21 protein-coding genes are annotated in these 18,437 nt (G+C 70.3%); 16 read left to right on the forward strand and 5 right to left on the reverse strand.

Annotated elements, in window-relative coordinates; genetic code table 11:
- Positions 1–16: 16 nt before the first annotated feature.
- Genes fbaA through FSW06_RS11360 form a run of 4 tightly spaced genes read left to right on the forward strand, consistent with a single transcriptional unit; the run spans position 17 to position 3,889 of the window.
- Positions 17–1,051, forward strand: coding sequence for a class II fructose-bisphosphate aldolase (gene fbaA, locus FSW06_RS11345; RefSeq protein WP_010120392.1), 1,035 nt, complete (start codon positions 17–19; stop codon positions 1,049–1,051).
- Complete coding sequence (locus tag FSW06_RS11350) at positions 1,051–1,503, forward strand: DUF3151 domain-containing protein (protein ID WP_010120391.1); 453 nt, start codon at positions 1,051–1,053, stop codon at positions 1,501–1,503. Before fbaA ends, FSW06_RS11350 begins: the two co-directional genes overlap by 1 nt.
- A gap of 4 nt (positions 1,504–1,507) precedes the next feature.
- Positions 1,508–2,554, forward strand: a complete 1,047-nt coding sequence (locus FSW06_RS11355) for an endonuclease/exonuclease/phosphatase family protein (protein WP_010120390.1) — start codon at positions 1,508–1,510, stop codon at positions 2,552–2,554.
- Positions 2,555–2,611: 57 nt separating this feature from the next.
- Entirely contained in the window at positions 2,612–3,889 is a 1,278-nt protein-coding gene (locus tag FSW06_RS11360; protein WP_010120389.1) for an FUSC family protein, read from the forward strand.
- A 12-nt stretch (positions 3,890–3,901) separates the two neighbouring features.
- On the opposite strand, the gene FSW06_RS11365 is transcribed toward FSW06_RS11360, so the two are convergent.
- From FSW06_RS11365 to FSW06_RS11375, 3 genes are read right to left on the reverse strand one after another with little or no spacing between them, the layout of a single operon-like run.
- Complete coding sequence (locus tag FSW06_RS11365) at positions 3,902–4,936, reverse strand: ABC transporter substrate-binding protein (protein ID WP_010120388.1); 1,035 nt, start codon at positions 4,934–4,936, stop codon at positions 3,902–3,904.
- On the reverse strand, positions 4,933–5,724 hold the full coding sequence (locus tag FSW06_RS11370; protein WP_010120387.1) for an ABC transporter permease: 792 nt from the start codon (positions 5,722–5,724) through the stop codon (positions 4,933–4,935). The genes FSW06_RS11365 and FSW06_RS11370 overlap by 4 nt, the downstream gene beginning before the upstream one ends.
- The gene (locus FSW06_RS11375; RefSeq protein ID WP_083827044.1) at positions 5,721–6,527 is read right to left on the reverse strand and encodes an ABC transporter ATP-binding protein; all 807 of its coding nucleotides are present in this window, start codon (positions 6,525–6,527) and stop codon (positions 5,721–5,723) included. The genes FSW06_RS11370 and FSW06_RS11375 overlap by 4 nt, the downstream gene beginning before the upstream one ends.
- Positions 6,528–6,718: 191 nt before the next feature.
- Here FSW06_RS11375 and FSW06_RS11380 point away from each other — a divergent pair, with 191 nt between their 5' ends.
- The 3 genes from FSW06_RS11380 to FSW06_RS11390 are packed head-to-tail and all read left to right on the forward strand — an operon-like array spanning position 6,719 to position 7,831.
- Positions 6,719–6,997: a type II toxin-antitoxin system RelE/ParE family toxin gene (locus FSW06_RS11380; protein WP_010120385.1), complete on the forward strand. Its 279-nt coding sequence runs from the start codon at positions 6,719–6,721 to the stop codon at positions 6,995–6,997.
- Positions 6,998–7,037: 40 nt separating this feature from the next.
- The gene (locus FSW06_RS11385) at positions 7,038–7,358 is read left to right on the forward strand and encodes a HigA family addiction module antitoxin (RefSeq protein ID WP_010120384.1); all 321 of its coding nucleotides are present in this window, start codon (positions 7,038–7,040) and stop codon (positions 7,356–7,358) included.
- A 23-nt stretch (positions 7,359–7,381) separates the two neighbouring features.
- The gene (locus tag FSW06_RS11390) at positions 7,382–7,831 is read left to right on the forward strand and encodes a GNAT family N-acetyltransferase (RefSeq protein ID WP_010120382.1); all 450 of its coding nucleotides are present in this window, start codon (positions 7,382–7,384) and stop codon (positions 7,829–7,831) included.
- Positions 7,832–7,891: 60 nt separating this feature from the next.
- On the opposite strand, the gene FSW06_RS11395 is transcribed toward FSW06_RS11390, so the two are convergent.
- Positions 7,892–8,785: a hypothetical protein gene (locus tag FSW06_RS11395; RefSeq protein WP_029449469.1), complete on the reverse strand. Its 894-nt coding sequence runs from the start codon at positions 8,783–8,785 to the stop codon at positions 7,892–7,894.
- An 87-nt stretch (positions 8,786–8,872) separates the two neighbouring features.
- Here FSW06_RS11395 and FSW06_RS11400 point away from each other — a divergent pair, with 87 nt between their 5' ends.
- From FSW06_RS11400 to FSW06_RS11435, 8 genes are all read left to right on the forward strand, one after another.
- Positions 8,873–10,165 carry an adenylosuccinate synthase gene (locus FSW06_RS11400; RefSeq protein ID WP_010120379.1) on the forward strand — a complete coding sequence of 431 codons (1,293 nt, stop codon included), beginning with the start codon at positions 8,873–8,875 and terminating at the stop codon, positions 10,163–10,165.
- Between the two features lie 32 nt (positions 10,166–10,197).
- Positions 10,198–10,551 carry an MGMT family protein gene (locus FSW06_RS11405; RefSeq protein ID WP_010120378.1) on the forward strand — a complete coding sequence of 118 codons (354 nt, stop codon included), beginning with the start codon at positions 10,198–10,200 and terminating at the stop codon, positions 10,549–10,551.
- Positions 10,552–10,752: 201 nt separating this feature from the next.
- Positions 10,753–11,217 (forward strand): PH domain-containing protein, encoded by a 465-nt coding sequence (locus tag FSW06_RS11410; protein WP_010120376.1) that lies wholly within the window; start codon positions 10,753–10,755, stop codon positions 11,215–11,217.
- Entirely contained in the window at positions 11,214–12,641 is a 1,428-nt protein-coding gene (locus tag FSW06_RS11415; protein ID WP_010120374.1) for a PH domain-containing protein, read from the forward strand. The genes FSW06_RS11410 and FSW06_RS11415 overlap by 4 nt, the downstream gene beginning before the upstream one ends.
- A 58-nt stretch (positions 12,642–12,699) precedes the next feature.
- Positions 12,700–13,521 (forward strand): hypothetical protein, encoded by an 822-nt coding sequence (locus FSW06_RS11420; protein WP_010120371.1) that lies wholly within the window; start codon positions 12,700–12,702, stop codon positions 13,519–13,521.
- Between the two features lie 9 nt (positions 13,522–13,530).
- A complete protein-coding gene (locus FSW06_RS11425) occupies positions 13,531–14,523 on the forward strand; it encodes a hypothetical protein (RefSeq protein ID WP_010120369.1) in 993 nt (330 codons plus the stop codon).
- 43 nt (positions 14,524–14,566) lie between these two features.
- On the forward strand, positions 14,567–15,337 hold the full coding sequence (locus FSW06_RS11430) for a hypothetical protein (RefSeq protein WP_010120367.1): 771 nt from the start codon (positions 14,567–14,569) through the stop codon (positions 15,335–15,337).
- Positions 15,337–16,338 carry a nucleoside hydrolase gene (locus FSW06_RS11435; RefSeq protein ID WP_010120365.1) on the forward strand — a complete coding sequence of 334 codons (1,002 nt, stop codon included), beginning with the start codon at positions 15,337–15,339 and terminating at the stop codon, positions 16,336–16,338. Before FSW06_RS11430 ends, FSW06_RS11435 begins: the two co-directional genes overlap by 1 nt.
- Here FSW06_RS11435 and FSW06_RS14565 read toward each other — a convergent pair.
- On the reverse strand, positions 16,328–16,480 hold the full coding sequence (locus tag FSW06_RS14565; protein ID WP_010120363.1) for a hypothetical protein: 153 nt from the start codon (positions 16,478–16,480) through the stop codon (positions 16,328–16,330). The genes FSW06_RS11435 and FSW06_RS14565 overlap by 11 nt on opposite strands.
- A 252-nt stretch (positions 16,481–16,732) precedes the next feature.
- Here FSW06_RS14565 and FSW06_RS11440 point away from each other — a divergent pair, with 252 nt between their 5' ends.
- Entirely contained in the window at positions 16,733–18,436 is a 1,704-nt protein-coding gene (locus tag FSW06_RS11440) for an AMP-binding protein (RefSeq protein ID WP_010120362.1), read from the forward strand.
- Position 18,437: the final 1 nt, after the last annotated feature.

The following is an 18,437-nucleotide window of genomic DNA, read 5'->3' on the forward strand; positions in this document are numbered from 1 at the left end:
GCAGGGAGGAATACCCATGCCCATCGCCACCCCCGCCGCCTACCGCGACATGCTGGACAACGCGAAGGAGAACGGCTTCGCTTTCCCGGCCATCAACTGCACCTCGTCGGAGACGATCAACGCGGCCCTCAAGGGATTCGCGGACGCCGAATCCGACGGCATCATCCAGTTCTCGCTCGGCGGCGCCGAGTTCGGCTCCGGCCTCTCGGTGAAGAACAAGGTCGCCGGCGCGGAGAACCTCGCCGCCTTCGCCCACTCCGCGGCGAAGCACTACGGCGTGAACATCGCGCTGCACACCGACCACTGCCAGAAGGACAAGCTGGACGAGTACGTCCGGCCGCTCCTCGAGATCTCCCGCAAGCGGGTGGAGGCCGGCGAGGATCCGCTGTTCCAGTCCCACATGTGGGACGGCTCGGCCATCCCGATCGACGAGAACCTCGAGATCGCCAAGGACCTGCTGCCGAAGTGCGCGGCGGCGAACATCATCCTCGAGGTCGAGATCGGCGTCGTCGGTGGTGAGGAGGACGGTGTCGAGGCCAAGGCCGGCGACAACCTCTACACCTCGGCCGAGGACTTCGCGAAGACCGTGGACGCCCTCGGTACCGGCGAGAACGGCCGCTACATCCTCGCCGCGACCTTCGGCAACGTTCACGGCGTGTACAAGCCGGGCAACGTGAAGCTGCGCCCGGAGGTCCTGGACATGGGCCAGAAGACCGCGTCGGAGAAGCTGGGCCTGCCGGCGGGCTCACAGCCCTTCGACTTCGTCTTCCACGGCGGCTCCGGCTCCGAGAAGTCGAAGATCGAGGAGGCGCTGCGCTACGGCGTGATCAAGATGAACGTCGACACGGACACCCAGTACGCCTTCACCCGCCCGATCGCCGGCCACATGTTCGCCAACTACGACGGCGTCCTGAAGGTCGACGGCGAGGTCGGCAACAAGAAGGTCTACGACCCGCGCTCCTACCTGAAGAAGGCGGAGCAGGCCATGTCCGAGCGCGTCGTGGAGGCCTGCACCGACCTGCACTCCGTCGGGACCTCGGTGACGAAGTAATGGCCGAGCAGATCCGGAAGGGCCGGGACCTCTTCGGCGCCGAGCACCCCGAGGTGCGGCTGCCCGAGGAGCTGGCCACCGCCGCGACCGGCGGCGAGTCGGTCGAGGAGCTCGAGAAGCTCGCCGTGGCGAACCCGAAGGATTCGGGGGTGTGGGCGGAACTCGCCGCGCACCACCTCGCCGCCGGCGGGACGCCCAGCGAGAAGATCACCGCCTACGCCTGCGCCCGCACCGGCTACCACCGCGGGCTGGACGCCCTGCGCGGCAACGGCTGGCGCGGCACCGGCCCGGTGCCGTGGTCGCATGAGCCGAACCGCGGGGTGCTGCGCGCGATCATGATGCTCGCGGTCTGCGCCCAGGCCATCGGCGAGGAGGACGAGTACATCCGCTGCCTCAACCTCGTCAACGACTGTGACCCGGCGGCGGCCGCCGCGATCGGGGCGGAGCAGTAGCGCTGTGACCCGGCCGACCCGGCCGACCTTTCCGACCCGGTCGGGCCGCGTCCTGCGGTGGGGCGCGGTCGTGCTGTCGGCGTTCTGCCTGGTGTGGGCGACCGCCCCGCTGTGGGGCCGGTTCACCGCCGCCCTGCCGGACGCCCTCGCGTGGTCCGTCCCCGTCGCCCAGGCGTCCTGGCCGGTGGGCGCCACGCTGACGGTCGTCGCTGTGACGGGGGCGGGGGTGCGCGCGGGTCGCACCGTCCCGGTCGTCGTGCTCGGTGCGGGGGTTCTCGTCACGGCGGGGCTCGCGCCGGCGGCACTGGACCATGCGGGGCGCTCCGCCGGGCTCCCCGACAGCACCCGTGACAGGGCCCCCGGCACGTTCCGGGTGCTGTCGGTCAACACCTGGTACCACCAGGCGGACCGTACCGCACTCGCCGACATCGCCCGCGACCTGCGACCGGACGCCGTGATGCTGCTCGAGACCTCCACCGCCGAGGCCGCGGCCGTGGCGGAGGTGACCGGACTGCGCAGCGTGCTGCCGGTCTCCACCAGATCACGCGGTGGCGGGACTGCGCTCCTCCTGCCGCCGGACGAGATCTCCGGTGCACCGTTCCCCGCCTACGACGCTCACCTCACCCGACACCAGATGCCCGTCGCCGGGGTGCGCTCCGGCGCGACACTGACCGCAGTGCACACCAACGCCCCGTTCAACCGGGAGCTCGTGGCCGGCTGGACCCGGGAGTTCGACGACCTGCGGGACCGGGTCGCGGGCCGGGCGGCCACCACACCCCTGCTCATAGCCGGTGACCTCAATGCCTCGGGTGCGCATCCCGAGTTCCGGCGGCTCACCGACGGTCTGTCGGACTGTACGGGTGCGACCTCGGGGATGCTCGCCGCGCCGACCTGGCCGGCCGCGGGGGTGGCGTCCTGGCCGGTGGCGCGACTGGACCACATCCTGGTGCGCGGTGGCGACTGCCTGGCCGGCGGCACCGTCGACGTGCCCGGGTCCGATCACCGGGGCGTGTGGGCCGACGTGCGGTGGGCCCGGGGTGCGGGCCACTGACCGCACTATGTTCGTCGCGGATACCGTCGGCCCACGGTGGTCGCGCGGTGTGGGACAATGGTGGACATGTCAGACAAGGCCAGTACCACCGGGGAGAAGGGCTGGTTCCGGCAACGCGCCCGCGCGAGTGACGGCGTCCGCGCCGCCACGGACTCACTGAAACGCATCGCGCCACGTCGTGGCATCCGGCGGGTCCGGACGATGTGCATCTACGCCCTCGAGGCGGCACTCGCCGCCGGCCTGGCCTACTGGGTCGCCACCGACATCATCGGCCACCAGAACGCCTTCTTCGCCCCGATCGCCGCAGAGATCAGCATCGGCATCAACGGCGGCAAACGCCTGCGCCGTGGCCTGGAGATCGTCATCGGCGCCGCCGTCGGCATCGCGATCGGCGATCTCGTCATCGCCCAGATCGGCGGCGGACCGTGGCAGATCGGTGTGGTCGTGTTCGTGGCGATCCTGCTGGCCACCTTCGTCGATCGGGGACCACTGGTCCCGCCGCAGGCCGCGAGCTCGGCGGTGCTCGTCGCCACCCTCCTCCCACCGGGTGACCACGGTGCCCTCGACCGGATGGTGGACGCACTCGTCGGCGGTCTCATCGGCCTGCTCATCCTCGCCGTGGTGCCGCGCAGTCCGCTGCGTGAGGTGCGCCGGGAGATGTCGGGCCTGATCTCGAAGGCCGCCCTGGTCCTCGATGACGTCGCCGACGGGATCGAGGACCGGGACGCCGCCGTCATCGGGGACGCCCTGCAGACCGCCCGCGGTACCCAGGCGAACGTGAACGCGATGATCAAGGCGATGGACAGCGGCGACGAGATGATCAGTGTCTCGCCGATCTACTGGTCGGCGCGCCGCTACGCGAAATCGATGGACCGGATACTCGTGCCGGTCGACAATGTCATGCGCAACACCCGGGTCCTGGCCCGCCGGGCGGAGATCATGGTCGACGACCGGGTCGAGCCCCATCCGGAGATGGCGAAGACGATCCGGGAAGTGTCGGACACGCTCGGTCACCTCGGTGCCCTGTTCGAGCAGGGCGGCACCCGGGGTACCCGCCAGGAGCTCGTCGAGATCCCGGAGATCACCCGTCGACTCCAGATCATCGGCGGGCGCACCGGCCTGTGGATCGCCGAGGGGTCCGGCCTGTCCGGTAACGCGGTACTGGCCCAGTGCCGGTCGATCATCGTGGACGCCCTGCAGGTGTGCGGGATGTCGCGCGAGTCGGCCCTGGCGTCCCTGGTGCCGACGGTGGCGCACCCCTGGCAGCCGCCGGACCAGTGGAACGGTGCCGATGACGGGGACTCCGACGGTCCGCAGGGCCCGGAGAACGACTGACCGTGGCGGAGGTCAGGCAGTAGGCAGGTAGTCGTTCGTCGTCACGGTCGCCCCGTCGACGTCGGCCCTGTCTCCGCTGCCGTCCCCGCCGGCGGCGTCCAGCAGCCCGTTGTCCCGCATCCACCCGGCGTAGCGCGACCAGGCCGCCGGGTTCTGGACACCGAAGGTGCCGCCGCCCTTCCGCAGGATCGCGAGGGTGGCGTCCACCATCTTCCGCAGGATCTCCGGATCGTAGGATCCCTTCGTCTCCGGGGTGAGGGCGTCCACCGCTGCCGCACTGTCGGCGAGTGCGGCAGCCTGCCCGTCGGCGGTCCCGGCGAGGAAGTCGCGGACCCGCCCGGCATAGGCGGCGTCCTCCGTCAGCCGGGTGGGGTTGGCGAGGAGGACGAGTTCCGCGGCGTCGGGGATGCCGAGCTGGGTGGCGGTGAGTGTCGTGATGTCGGTCTGCTCCGCCAGCTCCACGCCCTCGATGTTGGGGTAGGCGCCGTAGATGGCGTCCACCTGGTCGCTCAGCAGCGCCTGGTTGAGGTTCTGCTGCACATTCGGCATCCGCACACTGTCCGGGTCGATGCCCGCCTTCCGTGCGGCGTAGCGCAGCGACGGTTCCTGCGAGGGCAGCCCGGAGATCGCGACCTTCTTGCCCGCCAGGTCCGCCGGGGCGTGGATGCCGGCGGACTTCCTGGCGATCAGGGCGTTCAGCGGGGTGGGGATCAGCGCACCGACGCTGATGACGTCGAGACCCTGGGACGCCGCGATGACCGTGTCGGTTTCGTAACTGACCGCCAGGTCGGCGTGGCCGAGCGCGACCTCCTTGGCGGCGTCCGCGGTGTTGCCCGGGAGGATGAACTCCGGGTCCACACCGTGGTCGTCGTAGGCGCCGGTGTGTTCGGCGGTGTACATCGCCAGGTGGTCGGGGTTCGGGTTCCAGTCCAGCAGCACACTCAGCCGGGTGCTGTCGCCGCTGTCGTCGGAGGAGCAGGCGGTGAGGGAGACGGTGGTCGCGGCGGCGGTGAGTAGCGCGACGACCGCGAGGATGCGGTGCTTCATGATTCCTTCCGGTGCTGCCGGGTGACATTCCACGGGCAGCAGAGACGTTCGAGGGCGGTGGTGGCCAGCAGGAGGACCGCGGCCAGGGCGGTGAGGACGACGACGAGGGCGAAGACGAAATCGGTCTGCAGCCGGGGGATCGCCTGCAGCAGCAGGTACCCGATCCCGTCGGTGGAGCCGGTGTACTCGGAGAACACCGCCGCCACGGGGGCGAAGGTCACCGAGACCCGCAGGCCGGCGAATCCGGCGGGCAGGGCTGCGGGGAACCGCACCCGCCAGAACAGGGAGTGGCGGGTGGCGTGCAGGCTGCGCATCGTGTCGATGAGGTGCGGGTCGGCGTCCCGGATCCCCGACAGCAGGTTCATCGCCACCGGGAAGAAGAACATCAGCGCCACCACCAGCACTTTCGGGGTGATGCCGTAGCCGAGGGCGATGGTGAAGATCGGTCCGATGACCACCACCGGGACCGACTGGGACGCCACGAGCAGTGGCGCGAGGGCGATGCCGACCACCGGGAGGTAGCCGGCGAGGATCGTGATCCCCAGGGCGGCGGCCAGTCCGGCGGCCATGCCCAGCAGCGTCTCGGACAGGGTCACCCACGTCGCCGGGGCCAGCCGGTCGGACCAGGTGTCGGTGAGTGCGGTGACGACGGAGCCGGGGGAGGGCAGGACGTAGTCCTCGACCCGGCCGCCGGTGGTGAGGAACACCCAGACCAGCAGGACAAGGACGACGGTGACCAGCGGGGGAAGAACGGTACGGACGGTACGGACGGTACGGCGGCCTCTCATGCGGCCACCGCCGCGAGTCGCCCGAGGATCTCCGCACGGTCGGCGGCGAAGGCGGGGTCGGCGAGGATCTCCGCCCGCGTCCGGACGCCGCCCGCACTCCCGCCGCGACGACTGAACCATCCGGGCCATGTGCCGGCGACACGGCCGTCCGCCAGCAGGATGACCTTCTCCGCCAGCAGCAGTGCCTCGTCGACGTCGTGGGTGACCATGACCATCGTGGCGGAACTGTCCGCGAGGAGCCCGGCGAGCCAGTCCTGGATCTCGCCGCGGGTGATCGCGTCCAGCGCGCCGAGCGGTTCATCGGCGAGCAGGACCGGCTTGTCGGCGAGCAGTGCGCGGGCCAGGGCGGCGCGCTGCCGCATCCCGCCGCTGAGCTGGTCGGGGCGGGTACGTTCCTGTCCTGCCAGGCCGCAGCGTGCCAGCATGGCGCCGGCCCGGGTGCGGGCCTTGTGGCGGGGCACGCCCCGGTTGCGCAGCGGGACGGCGACATTGTCCTGCAGGGTGAACCACGGCAGGAGGCTGTCGCTCTGCGGCATGAGGGCGCAGTGGGAGAGTCGGGCGTCGCTGCCGGCGTCCCCGAGGACGTGGACGGTGCCGGTCGTGCGCGTCCCGGGGGTCAGGAGGCCGGCGATGAGGTGCAGCAGGGTGGATTTCCCGCAGCCGGAGCGGCCGATGACGGCGGTGTGCTCTCTGGCGGGTACGGACAGGCTGACGTCCCGTAGGACGGTGCCGTCGGCGTGCTTGTGTGGATAGGCGAGGTCGACGTGGTCGACCTCCACCGCCGGGACGGGCGGTATCGGCATGGTGGACATTCCTCCGCTCATGTGAATGAGGTCAGGTTCGGCGGGTGTGATCTCAGCCCCGGGTCATGCGCCCGGGACACCCCGTGTCGGTTGTCGGATATTCGGTTGTGCCGGTCATCATAGCGTGCGGTGCCGGCGTTGCCGCGTTGTCGGTATTGTCCCGTGTTGCGCAACGCGGTACAGTGAACAGTGTGATCATTTCCTTCCGTCACAAGGGGCTCCGACGCTTCTTCGAGTCTGGGAGTCAGGCCGGGATTCAGGCGGAACATGCCAGAAAACTGCAGCTTCGATTGTCGCTGTTGAACGCGGCAGTTGAGCTCCGCGACGTCGACCAGCCGGGTTGGTTTCTGCATCCTCTGCTGGGCGGCAGACGTGGGAGATGGTCGATCAGGGTCAGTGGAAATTGGCGCCTGACCTTCGAGTTCTCCGACGGCAACGTGTATGTGCTGGATTACGAGGATTATCACTGACGTGTCAACGGCGGTGGCGAAAACGGGAAAGGATGACGTCATGACGATGTACGCACCGGTACGACCCGGCGAGTTCATTACCGAGACCTACCTGGATGAACTGGGGCTCAGCGGTCGCCAACTCGCGGATGCTCTCGGGGTTGCTCCGTCGACCGTGTCCAGGCTGCTCCGCGGGGACAGTGCAGTCACGGGCGAGATGGCGCTGAGGTTGGCCAAGGCTTTCGATACGACGGCTGAACTGTGGATGAACATGCAGCAGGCCTATGACCTCTGGGAGGCGCGGAGCCGTGTCGATGTCGCTGATGTGCATCAGGTGTGGTGGCGGAAGCCGGAAAACGGTGAGTCGGACTCTGCAGGCTGAACCAGGTTGCTAGCGTTGGCGACGTGATCGTGAAAACCTGGCCCGAACTGACCACCACGGAGGTCTACGCCCTTGCCCGCCTGCGCACCGAGGTCTTCCTCCGCGAGCAGCGGTGTGATGACGAGGAGCTGGACTGGCGCGACCTGGAGCCCACCACCGGGCACTACATGATCCTCGACGGCACGGGTCCCGCGGTCAGCGCCTACCTGCGGGTCCTGGTCAATCCGGTCGCGGAGGTGGGCAATGCACACCTGGTGGTCGGGCGGGTCGTCACCGATGCGGGACGCCGTGGTGAGGGCCTAGCCGGGCAGTTGCTCGCCGAGGTCATCGCCCGGCACGGGGATGAGCCGATGATGCTGCACGCCCAGGTCTACGCTGCCGGCCTCTACCGGAAGGCCGGTTTCGTCCCGGTCGGCGAGGAGTTCGACGAGGCCGGCATCCCCCACATCACCATGGTCCGTCCCGCGGACTGACCGTCTCACGGTGGTTTCCCGGCTCCGGACCACCCCACGGCGGTCAGGGCAGCAGCCCCGCTACCGCCGCACGAACTGCCCGTCGCGCAGGTGCCGGTAGAACGTCACCGAGCTGACGGTCCGCGGATGGACGACCGTGTCCCGCACCACCGTGAGATCCACCCCGCCGGCCTGCAGCGCCCGGCCGGTGAGCACCTCATCCGGGTCCACCCCGCCCGGCTGTGCGGGCGTCCGGAACAGCCGTTTCCGCGGGGGACGGGCCGCGGCCACTGCGTCCCAGACGGAGGGGGTGGTCAGCCGGGCGGCGGCGAGTCCGGGGGCCCCGGTGGTCGGGACGAACCTGGCGCCGTAGGGTCCGGGGCGCCCGTCCCAGGTCGTGGCGTCCTGGTTGAGGAACAGGGTCTGCGAATCGACGATCACCTCGCCGACCAGGGTGGCGCCGGCGTGGAAGATCTCCGCGCAGCCGAGGGTCACGATGCCTGCGTCGTCCCGGACCACGGCCGTGGGGCGCGCCGGGCCACGCAGCGCGAACTCCAGCGCGGCCGCCGGGGTCGGCAGCTGGTCGTCGCCCAGCCCCCAGTTCTGTGCGATGAGGGACGTCCCGTCGGTCGGCACGAATCCGACCGACACCCACATCGCGTCGATGCGCATCAGCCGGGTGACCACGGCGGCCAGGGCGGCGTCCGATCCGACGACGACGATCCGCACCGGCTCGTCGGGCTGCTGCGGGGCGGGTCGGGGATCGGCCTGATGGGGCACGTCGGGCTGTGCGGCGATCTCGTCGAGCGACGGGGTGGGGTCCACCGGCAGGTAGGTCGAGGCGATCCCGTCGAGCATCTTCAGCTCGCGGCGGCCGGGGACCGCGGCGAGCCGGACGGCATCCGGGACGGCGTCCCGCAGCGCGTCCGAGAGGGCGGGGGGAACCTCGCCACAGGCCAGAACCACAGTTGTCATGGCGTCCAGCGTAGTGGAGGCGCTAGACTGGTGAGTCGGCCGGAACGCCGGAACGTCACCGAACACGTCGAGGAGCGACGAAAGCACATGACAGCAATTATCGTGGTGGGAGCCCAGTGGGGGGACGAGGGCAAGGGGAAGGCCACCGACATCCTCGGCGGCAAGGTCGACTACGTCGTCAAGCCCAACGGCGGCAACAACGCCGGTCACACCGTCGTCGTCGGTGGTGAGAAGTACGAACTGAAGCTGCTGCCCGCCGGTGTGCTCAGCGAGAACGCCACCCCGGTCATCGGCAACGGCTGTGTGGTCAACCTCGAGGCCCTGTTCGAGGAGATCGACGGTCTCGAAGCCCGCGGCGCCAACGCCTCCCGCCTCAAGGTCAGTGCGAACGCCCAGCTCGTCGCCCCGTACCACCAGACCCTCGACAAGGTCACCGAGCGGTTCCTCGGCAAGCGTGCCATCGGCACCACCGGCCGTGGCATCGGCCCGACCTACGCCGACAAGGTCTCCCGCATCGGCATCCGTGCCCAGGACATCCTCGACGAGTCCATCCTGCGGCAGAAGGTCACCGGCGCGCTGAACCAGAAGAACCAGATGCTGGTGAAGCTGTACAACCGCAAGGCGATCGACCCGGAGGAGATCGTCCAGTACTTCATGGGCTTCGCCGACCGCCTCGCCCCGATGCTCATCGACGGCGAGCTGGAGCTCAACAAGGCCCTCGACGAGGGGAAGTCGGTGCTCATGGAGGGCGGTCAGGCCACCATGCTCGACGTCGACCACGGCACCTACCCCTTCGTCACCTCCTCCAACCCGACCGCCGGCGGTGCCTGCGTGGGCTCGGGCATCGGCCCGACCCGCATCACCAGCTCGCTGGGCATCATCAAGGCCTACACGACCCGCGTCGGCGCCGGCCCGTTCCCGACGGAGCTGTTCGACAAGTGGGGCGAGTACCTGCAGACCACCGGTGGTGAGGTCGGCGTGAACACCGGTCGGAAGCGCCGCTGCGGCTGGTATGACTCGGTCATCGCCCGCTACGCCTCCCGCGTCAACGGCTTCACCGACCTGTTCCTCACCAAGCTCGACGTGCTCACCGGCATCGGCGAGATCCCGATCTGCGTGGCCTACGACGTCGACGGGGAGCGCTTCGACGAGATGCCGATGAGCCAGTCCGACGTCCACCATGCCGAGCCGGTCTACGAGACCATGCCGGCGTGGGACGAGGACATCACGAAGTGCCGGACGTTCGATGAGCTGCCGGCGAAGGCGCAGGACTACATCAACCGGCTGGAGGAGCTGTCCGGCACCCGGATCTCCTACATCGGTGTGGGCCCGGGGCGTGACGAGACGATCGTGCGCCACGACATCATCGCCGGGGAGTAGCCCTGGCTGCCCCGGCTGACTCTGCTGATCTGGTGGAGCGGGTCGGTGCCGTCCTCGACGTCATCGCCGACGGTGAGGTCGCCGGCTACGGCGAGGTCGCGCGGGCCGTCGGTCTGCCGCGTGGTGCCCGCGCGGTCGCCCGGGTGCTGGCCGCCGGGGGTTTCGGCTGGGACCTCGCCGCCCCGGTCATCCCGGTGGGCCGGGCGCGCGGTCGCGCCGGTCACCGCTGTTTCGTCGTCCCGGAGCTGGGGGAGGGGGAGGATTCCCGCTCGGCGGGGCTGGCACGCCGTGCGGTCTCCTTCACCCGCGGGGACGCCGGGGAGACGCTGCTGATCCCCACCGCACAGTGCCTGGACGCCGCGGAACTGGCCGAGCGCCTGGGCTGACCGGCCGGCCTCGCCGGGGCAGCGTCCGGCGCCCGCCGAAAGTGTTGCCACCCCGCCCGGCCGTCATCCGACGTTTCCGCAGGTCGCGAAAAGTCTTACCGGTGCCGGCCGGTAATATTTCCGGCGCGGCGCGGCGTCCGGCAGGGTACCCGGCACATCCCGGTCGAGGCGCCGGATCCGGCCCCTGGCACACTGGGCGCCATGTCCGACACCCCCGTCCTGCATCCCGTCGCCCCCGGCTATGTCCGGGCGAGGTACGTCGCCGAGCTCCCCTGGTCGGTGGTGCCGCTGGTCGCCTGCGTCATCGTCGCCCTGTTCGTGCCGTGGCTGTGGATCGCGGCGGGTGTCCTCGCGGTGCTGCTGGTGTGGGATCTCTGGCTGATCCCGGCGCAGGCCCGCAACCGGGGCTGGGCGGAGACCCCGTCCGAACTGCTCATCGCCAAGGGCATGCTGTGGCGCACGTTCACCGTCGTGCCCTACGGTCGGATCCAGTTCGTGGACGTCACCGCCGGCCCGGTGGAGCGGCTGTTCGGCATCAAACGCGTCAAACTGCACACCGCCTCGGCGACCAGCGATTCCGAGGTCGTCGGTCTCGCCGCGGCGGAGGCGGACGCGCTGCGTGACCGGCTCGCCGTGGCCGCCCGCGAGCGGATGAGCGGCCTGTGACCGCGCCGGCAGGGGAGCAGCCGCAGAAGACGCCGGAGGACTGGCGCCGGGTCCACCCGCTCAGCCCGCTGCTGCGGATGTGGGCCGCGCTGGTCGGTGTGGCGGTGCTGCTCCTGGCCCAGAACGCGGACACGCTCGGGAACCTGCGCGACTGGATCGGGGAGGCGGGCGTCCCGACCGGGCTGCTCGTCCTCGTCGCCGTCGGCGTGGTGGCCGGGGTGCTGCTGCTCGGCTGGCTGCTGTCGCTGCCGTGGTGGTGGGCCACCGGTTTCCGGGTGACTGACGAGGAGATCGCGGTGCGGCGGGGTGTGCTGTCCCGGCAGCTGCGGACCGCCCGGTTCGACCGGGTGCAGGCGGTGGACCTGGTGGAGCCGTTGCCGGCACGGCCGTTCCGGCTCGCCGGGGTGAAGGTGGAGACCGCCGGCGGCCGGGGCAGTGAGGTCACCGTGGAGTACCTGACCCGGTCGGACGCCGAGGAGCTGCGCGTCCGGTTGCTCGACCTGGTCGGCGCTGAATCCGCTGAATCCGCTGATCCGGCTGCGCCCGCTGAACCCGCCGGGGAGGCCCGGCCCGACCGGCGCATCTTCATCCCGGAGATCCCCGTCACCCGGTCCCTGGTGGCGGCCGCCCTGTCGGGGTCGACGGCGTGGGCGGTGGTCTCCCTGGTGCTGTCCCTGTCCACTCCGGCGGGCCTGGCACTGCTGCTGCCGGCGCTGGCCGGCCTGTTGCCGTGGTTCTGGTCGGTGCTCAACCGCAGCTGGCGGTACACGGCGACACTGTCGGGGCCGGCGGATGACCGGCTGCTGGGCATCACCTTCGGTTTCTCGGAGCGACGCCGGCAGTCGGTGCCGCTGCACCGGATCCATGCGGTGCGGATCAGCCAGCCGGTGCTGTGGCGCATCCTGGGCTGGTGGCGGGTCGACGTGGGCGTCGCCGGTTACGGCGAGCAGAAGGCGACGGGGTCCACGACGGCGGTGCTGCCGGTCGGGGACCTGGCTCAGGCGCTGCGGGTGCTGGCGGTCCTCGGCCCGCTGTCGTGGGAGGAGACCACGCGCTACGCCGACCCGGTGCGTCCCACTACCCCCACCTACGGCAGTCCGCGGGCCGCCCGGTGGGTCTCGCCGCTGGACCGGCAGTGTCAGGGCGTGACGCTGGTGGGGGAGCGGCGGCACGCCGTCATCTGCCGTCACGGTCGGGTCGGACGCCGTCTCGAGGTCATCGCCCCGGGCCATATCCAGGAGCTGAGCTGGTACCGGGGGCCGGTCGGCCGGCTGCTGGGGCTGGCGGACGTCCGGCTGGATCTGGTGCCCGGCCCGGTGCGGATGCGTGCCCGCCAGCTCACCGTGGCGGACGCCTCGGCGTTGCTCGACGAGCTCCGGGCGCGGACGCTGCCTCCCCCCGACCGGGCGAACGCCGGACAGTGACGCGGGTCACGCCGTAGCATGGCCCTCAACTGTCGTCTACCCCCTCAAGGAGTGTCCCGTGAGCTTCGGATTCCTGTTCTTCCTCCCGTCCGAATCGACCGGGACGCCTGACGGATATCTTCCGGAGGGTGCGCTGCTGTCACTCGCCTCCGGGCATCTCGCCCAGCTGGAGCAGACGGGCTCCCTCCACGGGGTGCCGGACGAGGTGACCACCGACGACGTCGCCGGTCCCGGGGTGCCGCCCGTGATCGCGGACATGGCCGGCTGGATCAACCACCACGCCGATCTCGGGGCGCACGACCCCACGCAGCCGCCCTCCTACCGCTTCCTCAGCATCTCGGAGTTCCCGGTGCTGCCCAACCACGGCGTCCTGTATTTCGAGGTGCCGTTCGGCAGTGCGGAGGAGACCGGCCGGCAGCTGCAGTTCAAGGCCGCGGAGCTGGGACTGTGCATGGTCGACGACATGGAGACCCTGTGGGTCAACCCGACGGGGGTGCCGGCGGGCCTGTGGATGCGCAATTCGATGGACATGGTCACCGTCCATGTCGACCGGGCGAGCATCCTCGCGGTCCTGGGGGAGGACGTCGACCGTCGCCGCCGGGCCGACGGCGGGATCCCGTTCGTGGTCATCGAGGTCCTGGACACGGCGGCGCCCCACGGCTGCCGGTACATCCAGGCGGCGATGCCGGGCGGGGGGTGGGTCGTGGAGTACCGCACCGAGCACAGTGTGTTCCGGCTGCGTCCGGAGGAGATCACCGGGGCTGCCGCGCTGGAGTCCGTCGTGGACGTGCTCGGCGACTTCACCGACTACGTCGCCGGCCGGGGGGACGCCTTCGTCGGGCACGACTGGGAGGACGCTTCCGCCGAACTCATCGGTTAGGCTGCCGGTATGGCCTATGACCTGTATGTCACCGCGCCCGACCATCCCCGACCGGCCGAGGCGCTGACCGCGTTCGCCGATACGGTGAACCGGGGTGCCGTACCCGGGGCGGCCGACCCGGACAATCCGCCGGCGGACCGGCGGCTGCGGATCACGGCGTACCCGGTCGCACCGTCCGACGGTGTGCTGACCGTCGCGGTGCCCTACCAGGGTGCGACGGAGACGCTCAACAGTCTGCAGAATGATGCGGCCCGGCGGACGGTGCGGCTGACCGACATCGGCGGGCGCGTCCTCGTGGAGACCGCCGGCGGGGACTCGCCGTTCCGGATGCGGGACCGGGCGGGGACGGTCCACACGTTCGTGGACGCCACCACGGTCCGTCGGGTGCTGGCGGAGGCCGACGGGTGGCGTCCCGCGGGGATGGTCCTGTCGGTCTCCCCGGCCGATGATCCGACCGGGGCGAACTATCTGCGGGTGGGCATCGTCAACCGGCGGTGGACGGTGCACCTGCGCACCGGGGAGACGGTCCGGCAGCTCGCCGACCTGCTCGACCGGGCGGAGACCGCGGCGACTGTCGTGGACAGTTACCTGGCCGGCGATGTCGCGGCGCTGGAACAGCTGAGCTGGGCGGACATCTCGATGGGGATGGTCGCGGACACGACGAACCGGTGGCGGCTCGATGATTCGGCCGGCGGGCTGACGGTGACCTCGGAGGCGGAGGTCCGTGAGGCTGTCACGGCGGGGTTCGCCGGGGGCTCCACCGGCGACCTCGACTGGCTGCAGGTCAGCGACCAGACCAACCCGGGCGACTACATCACCGCGGACCGGCATCTCGGCACACAGTGGTGCGTGATGTGGGGCCACGGCTACGGGGAGGAGCGGTACTGGCGTGCGGTGGTGGATTCGCCGGCGGCGGCGCTGGACCTGCTGCTCGCCTGGACGGAGACCCCGGAGGAGACCTTCCTCGCCGCCCGCGACTGGGAGCTGGTCGTCGATGAGTGAGCATCGGGGCGTCGCTGTCCGGTGGGGTTGCTAGGCTGCGCCCATGAGCTTCGGAAACACTTTCTTCCTGCCCGATGATTTCACCGACCATCCCGGGAAGTTCTGCCCTGCCAGCGAACTCCGGGCGCGTGAAGGTGCTCTCATGGAGTACATGGAGGACGGGGCGAATGAGTCGGCACCGGTGCCGCCGGTGTTGACGGAACTGGCCGACTGGATCAACCTGCATGCGGACACGCTCGCCGAGGATCCCGACAACCCGCCCGCGGACCGCTTTCTCCGTCTGTCGGGAGACGCCTTCCCGGAGGGCCGGCAGCTGTACCTCGGCGTGATGTACTCGGCGATCGACGACACCTGTGGTGCCCTGCAGCAGAAGGCCGCCGAGTTGGGGGTGTGCATGGTGGATGACGAGAACAACGTGTGGGTCAATGCCACTGCGGGCCCGGAGGACGCCCCGGCCGGTCTGCGACTGAAGGATTCCACTGCGGGTGTCACCACCCACGTCACGCAGGACAGTGTCCGCGCCGTGCTCGTCGACGACGCTGCCCGCAACGAAGGCACGGACGGTTTCCCGTTCATCGTCGTCGAACCGGTGGAGCCGGAGAACTCCCCGGTTCCCGGGGTGCAGTTCGCGCAGGCGGCGCGGTTGAACGGCGACTGGGCCGTCGAGTACCGCGCGGGGCACACGATGCACCATCTGGATGAACCGGTGACGGGGATCGACGATGTGGTCCGTTACCTCGGTGAGTACGTCGACGGAGACGTGGGCGCCTTCCTCAGCCACGACTGGGCGACGATGGATTTGGAGGTGCAGTAGTGGCGGAGCCGACCCGTCCGACCGTCGTCGCCGACGTGGACACCGGCATCGATGACGCCCTCGCCCTGCTGTGGCTGGCGGCTCAGCACCGCGCCGGGCGGCTGGACCTGCACATCACGACCTCGGCGGGGAACACCACGGCGGCGCTGGCCGCGCGGAACTCGGCGGAGGTGCTGCGCATCGCCGGCTGCCCGGAGGTCCCCGTCACCGCGGGTGCCACGCACCCGCGGGTCCTGCCGTTGACGACCACCCCGGAGACTCACGGCCCGGAGGGGCTGGGCTACTGGCGGCCGCGCTCCGGCGGACTGCCGGACGAGTCCTCCCCGGCGGACGCCGTCGCCGCCTGGGCTGCGGCGGCCCCCACACACCTGCTGGTCGCGGGACCGGCGACGAATCTGGCCTATGCGGTGGAACATGAACCTGACCTGCTGCGCGGCATGCGGGTCACGCTGATGTGCGGCGCGTTCACCTACCCGGGCAACACCACCCCGACCGCGGAGTGGAACACCTGGGTGGACCCGCACGCCCTCTCCTACGCCCTGGAACACTGGCCGACGGGGGCGGAGCCGCCGACGATCTGCCCGCTCAACGTCACCGAGCAGGTCATCCTCACTCCGGAGCAGCTGGCGGAGTGGACGACGGCGGCGAGGACCGCCGGTCACACTGACCTGCCCGGGCTGTTGGACGACGCGCTGCGGTTCTACTTCGAGTTCCACGAGTCGGTCGGGGTCGGCTACTGCGCCCAGATCCACGATCTCGCCGCGGCGATGGTGCTCTGTGGTGCGGTGGACACCGACCTGCGGGACGCGACGGTCCGGGTCGAGGCGGATTCCGACCTGCTGCGCGGCACGACGGTGGCGGACTGGGCCGACGGGTCGGGGGAGACCGCCGGCACCGGCCCGTACTGGGGGCGTCCGGCCAATGCGCACATCCTCACCGGACTCGATCCGGCGGCCGTCTTCGCCCGCTTCGGTGAGGCGGTCGATCTCCTCACCCGCTGAGCCGGGGGTCGGCGGCGATGACGGCGGCCAGCTGCCGGTCCCAGTCATGCAGTGCGCGTGCCAGGTCCGGATCATCGAAAGCCTCGGTCAGGTAGTTTCCGAGTCGCTGCTCCGAGACCAGTCGGACAGGTGTCTCCGTCATATGGCGTCCCCCGTGATGATCCCGGTGCCCCCTTGACACCGGTTGTCGGTGTCGCCTAGCGTACCTAACTGTATTCCCCCCCACATACAGACTTCCCGTTCAGCGGTGCATGTCGTGGGGGGTTCGACTTTTCGGGGGCGGGGTACGGGCGGTGCTCGTGCAGAAAGCATCTGTGGTTCATTCGACGATAACGTTGCGGCGACCGAACCACTGACCTACGCTGGCCTCAACATGAACCGTGATTCAACTCACATGTTCCGTCGCCACCAGGAGGTCCCCGTGTCCCAGTCCGTGTTTGCGCCTGTTTCCCTGCCTGTATCCCCGTCCCCGTCCGTCCCCCGGAACCTCCCCGCCCGCGACCACTTCGCGCCGGTCACCATCCCCGACGAGACCCTCTACGAGGCGATCTTCGGCTCCCTCACCCTCGCCGACCTCGACCGGCCCGCCATCACCGACAGCATGACGGGTCAGCACGTCACCTACGGCGAACTCCGCGGCATGGTGGACGCCACCGCCGGCGCCCTCGCGGCCCGCGGCATCGGGAAAGGCACCGTCGTCGGGCTCCACGCCCCGAACTCCCTCGCCTTCGCCGTGGCCTTCCACGGCATCATGCGCGCCGGCGCGACCGCCACCACCCTCGGATCCCTGCTCATCGCCTCCGACGTGGCGAAGCAGCTGCGGGACGCCGGGGCCTCCCACCTGCTGACCTTCGGCGCGCTGGGGGACGCCGGCGTCCGCGGCGCCGCGGACGCCGGACTGCCCGCCGACAACGTCATCGACCTGGCGGACCCGGCACACGGGCTGGCCGCCCTCATCGCCGAAGGTCGGCCGGCCCCGGATGTCGACCTGGATCCCGCCACCGACCTGGCGGTCATCCCCTTCTCCTCGGGCACGACCGGTATGGCCAAGGGTGTGAAGCTCAGCCACCGCAACCTGGTGGCGAATCTGTACCAGCTGGATCCGGTCGTGCGGGAATCCGGGCTGGAGCCGGACTGGACGCTGCTGGCGGTGCTGCCGTTCTTCCACATCTACGGGATGAACTCCCTGCTCAACTCCTCCCTGCGGCAGCGCAACCACCTGGTGACCATGCCGGCCTTCGATCTCGCCGGCTTCCTGGGGCTCGTCGAGAAGCACGGGGTGAACATCAGTTACATCGCCCCGCCGATCGCGGTGGCGCTGGCGAAGCACCCGCTGGTCGACAACTACGACCTGTCGAGCCTCGCCCACCTCGTGTCCGGGGCGGCGGCCCTGGACGGGGAGCTCGCACAGTCGGTCACCGACCGCATCGGCGCCTCGCTGGTGCAGGGCTACGGGATGACAGAGACCTCCCCGGTCACGCATTCGGGGGTCCCGGGGGTCTCCCCGGTGGCCTCGATCGGGCCGGCGGTCCCGAACACCGAATACCGGGTCGTCGACGTCGCCGACGAGTCGCTGCCGGAGATCCTGCCGCCGGACGCCGAGGGGGAGCGTTCGGCCGCCGGTGAACTGTGGATCCGCGGCCCGCAGGTGATGGTCGGCTACCTCAACAACGACGAGGCCACGGAGCGGACCATCACCCCGGACGGCTGGCTGCGCACCGGCGACATCGTCGAGATGGACCACGACGGCTACGTCTACGTCGTCGACCGGCTGAAGGAGCTCATCAAGTACAAGGGCTACCAGGTCGCTCCGGCGGAGCTGGAGGCGCTGCTGCTGACCCACCCGGACATCGCGGACGCCGGGGTGGTCGGGGTGACCCGCCCGTCCGACGGCGAGGAGGTGCCGCGCGCCTTCGTCGTCCCGCAGAACCGGGACGGTGCGCCGGTCGCGGTGGACCCGGCGGCGCTGATGGCGTGGGTCGCCGAGCGGGTCACCCCCTACAAGAAGATCCGCTACGTCGATGTCGTGCCGGAGGTCCCGAAGTCGAACACCGGCAAGATCATGCGCAAGGAGCTCAAGAAGGTCCCGCTGGGCTGAC

It is taken from the genome of Corynebacterium nuruki S6-4 (assembly GCF_007970465.1).
In the GTDB taxonomy this organism is placed as follows: domain Bacteria; phylum Actinomycetota; class Actinomycetes; order Mycobacteriales; family Mycobacteriaceae; genus Corynebacterium; species Corynebacterium nuruki.

Excerpts from the sequence above, each read along its gene's own strand:
- FSW06_RS11410 (WP_010120376.1), top strand. The coding sequence starts at position 10,753 with ATGTCCGACACCCCCGTCCTGCATCCCGTCGCCCCCGGCTATGTCCGG.
- FSW06_RS11370 (WP_010120387.1), bottom strand. The coding sequence starts at position 5,724 with ATGAGAGGCCGCCGTACCGTCCGTACCGTCCGTACCGTTCTTCCCCCG.
- fbaA (WP_010120392.1), top strand. The coding sequence starts at position 17 with ATGCCCATCGCCACCCCCGCCGCCTACCGCGACATGCTGGACAACGCG.
- FSW06_RS11430 (WP_010120367.1), top strand. The coding sequence starts at position 14,567 with ATGAGCTTCGGAAACACTTTCTTCCTGCCCGATGATTTCACCGACCAT.
- FSW06_RS11385 (WP_010120384.1), top strand. The coding sequence starts at position 7,038 with ATGACGATGTACGCACCGGTACGACCCGGCGAGTTCATTACCGAGACC.
- FSW06_RS14565 (WP_010120363.1), bottom strand. The coding sequence starts at position 16,480 with ATGACGGAGACACCTGTCCGACTGGTCTCGGAGCAGCGACTCGGAAAC.
- FSW06_RS11360 (WP_010120389.1), top strand. The coding sequence starts at position 2,612 with ATGGTGGACATGTCAGACAAGGCCAGTACCACCGGGGAGAAGGGCTGG.
- FSW06_RS11440 (WP_010120362.1), top strand. The coding sequence starts at position 16,733 with ATGTTCCGTCGCCACCAGGAGGTCCCCGTGTCCCAGTCCGTGTTTGCG.
- FSW06_RS11400 (WP_010120379.1), top strand. The coding sequence starts at position 8,873 with ATGACAGCAATTATCGTGGTGGGAGCCCAGTGGGGGGACGAGGGCAAG.
- FSW06_RS11350 (WP_010120391.1), top strand. The coding sequence starts at position 1,051 with ATGGCCGAGCAGATCCGGAAGGGCCGGGACCTCTTCGGCGCCGAGCAC.
- FSW06_RS11375 (WP_083827044.1), bottom strand. The coding sequence starts at position 6,527 with ATGCCGATACCGCCCGTCCCGGCGGTGGAGGTCGACCACGTCGACCTC.
- FSW06_RS11425 (WP_010120369.1), top strand. The coding sequence starts at position 13,531 with ATGGCCTATGACCTGTATGTCACCGCGCCCGACCATCCCCGACCGGCC.
- FSW06_RS11395 (WP_029449469.1), bottom strand. The coding sequence starts at position 8,785 with ATGACAACTGTGGTTCTGGCCTGTGGCGAGGTTCCCCCCGCCCTCTCG.
- FSW06_RS11365 (WP_010120388.1), bottom strand. The coding sequence starts at position 4,936 with ATGAAGCACCGCATCCTCGCGGTCGTCGCGCTACTCACCGCCGCCGCG.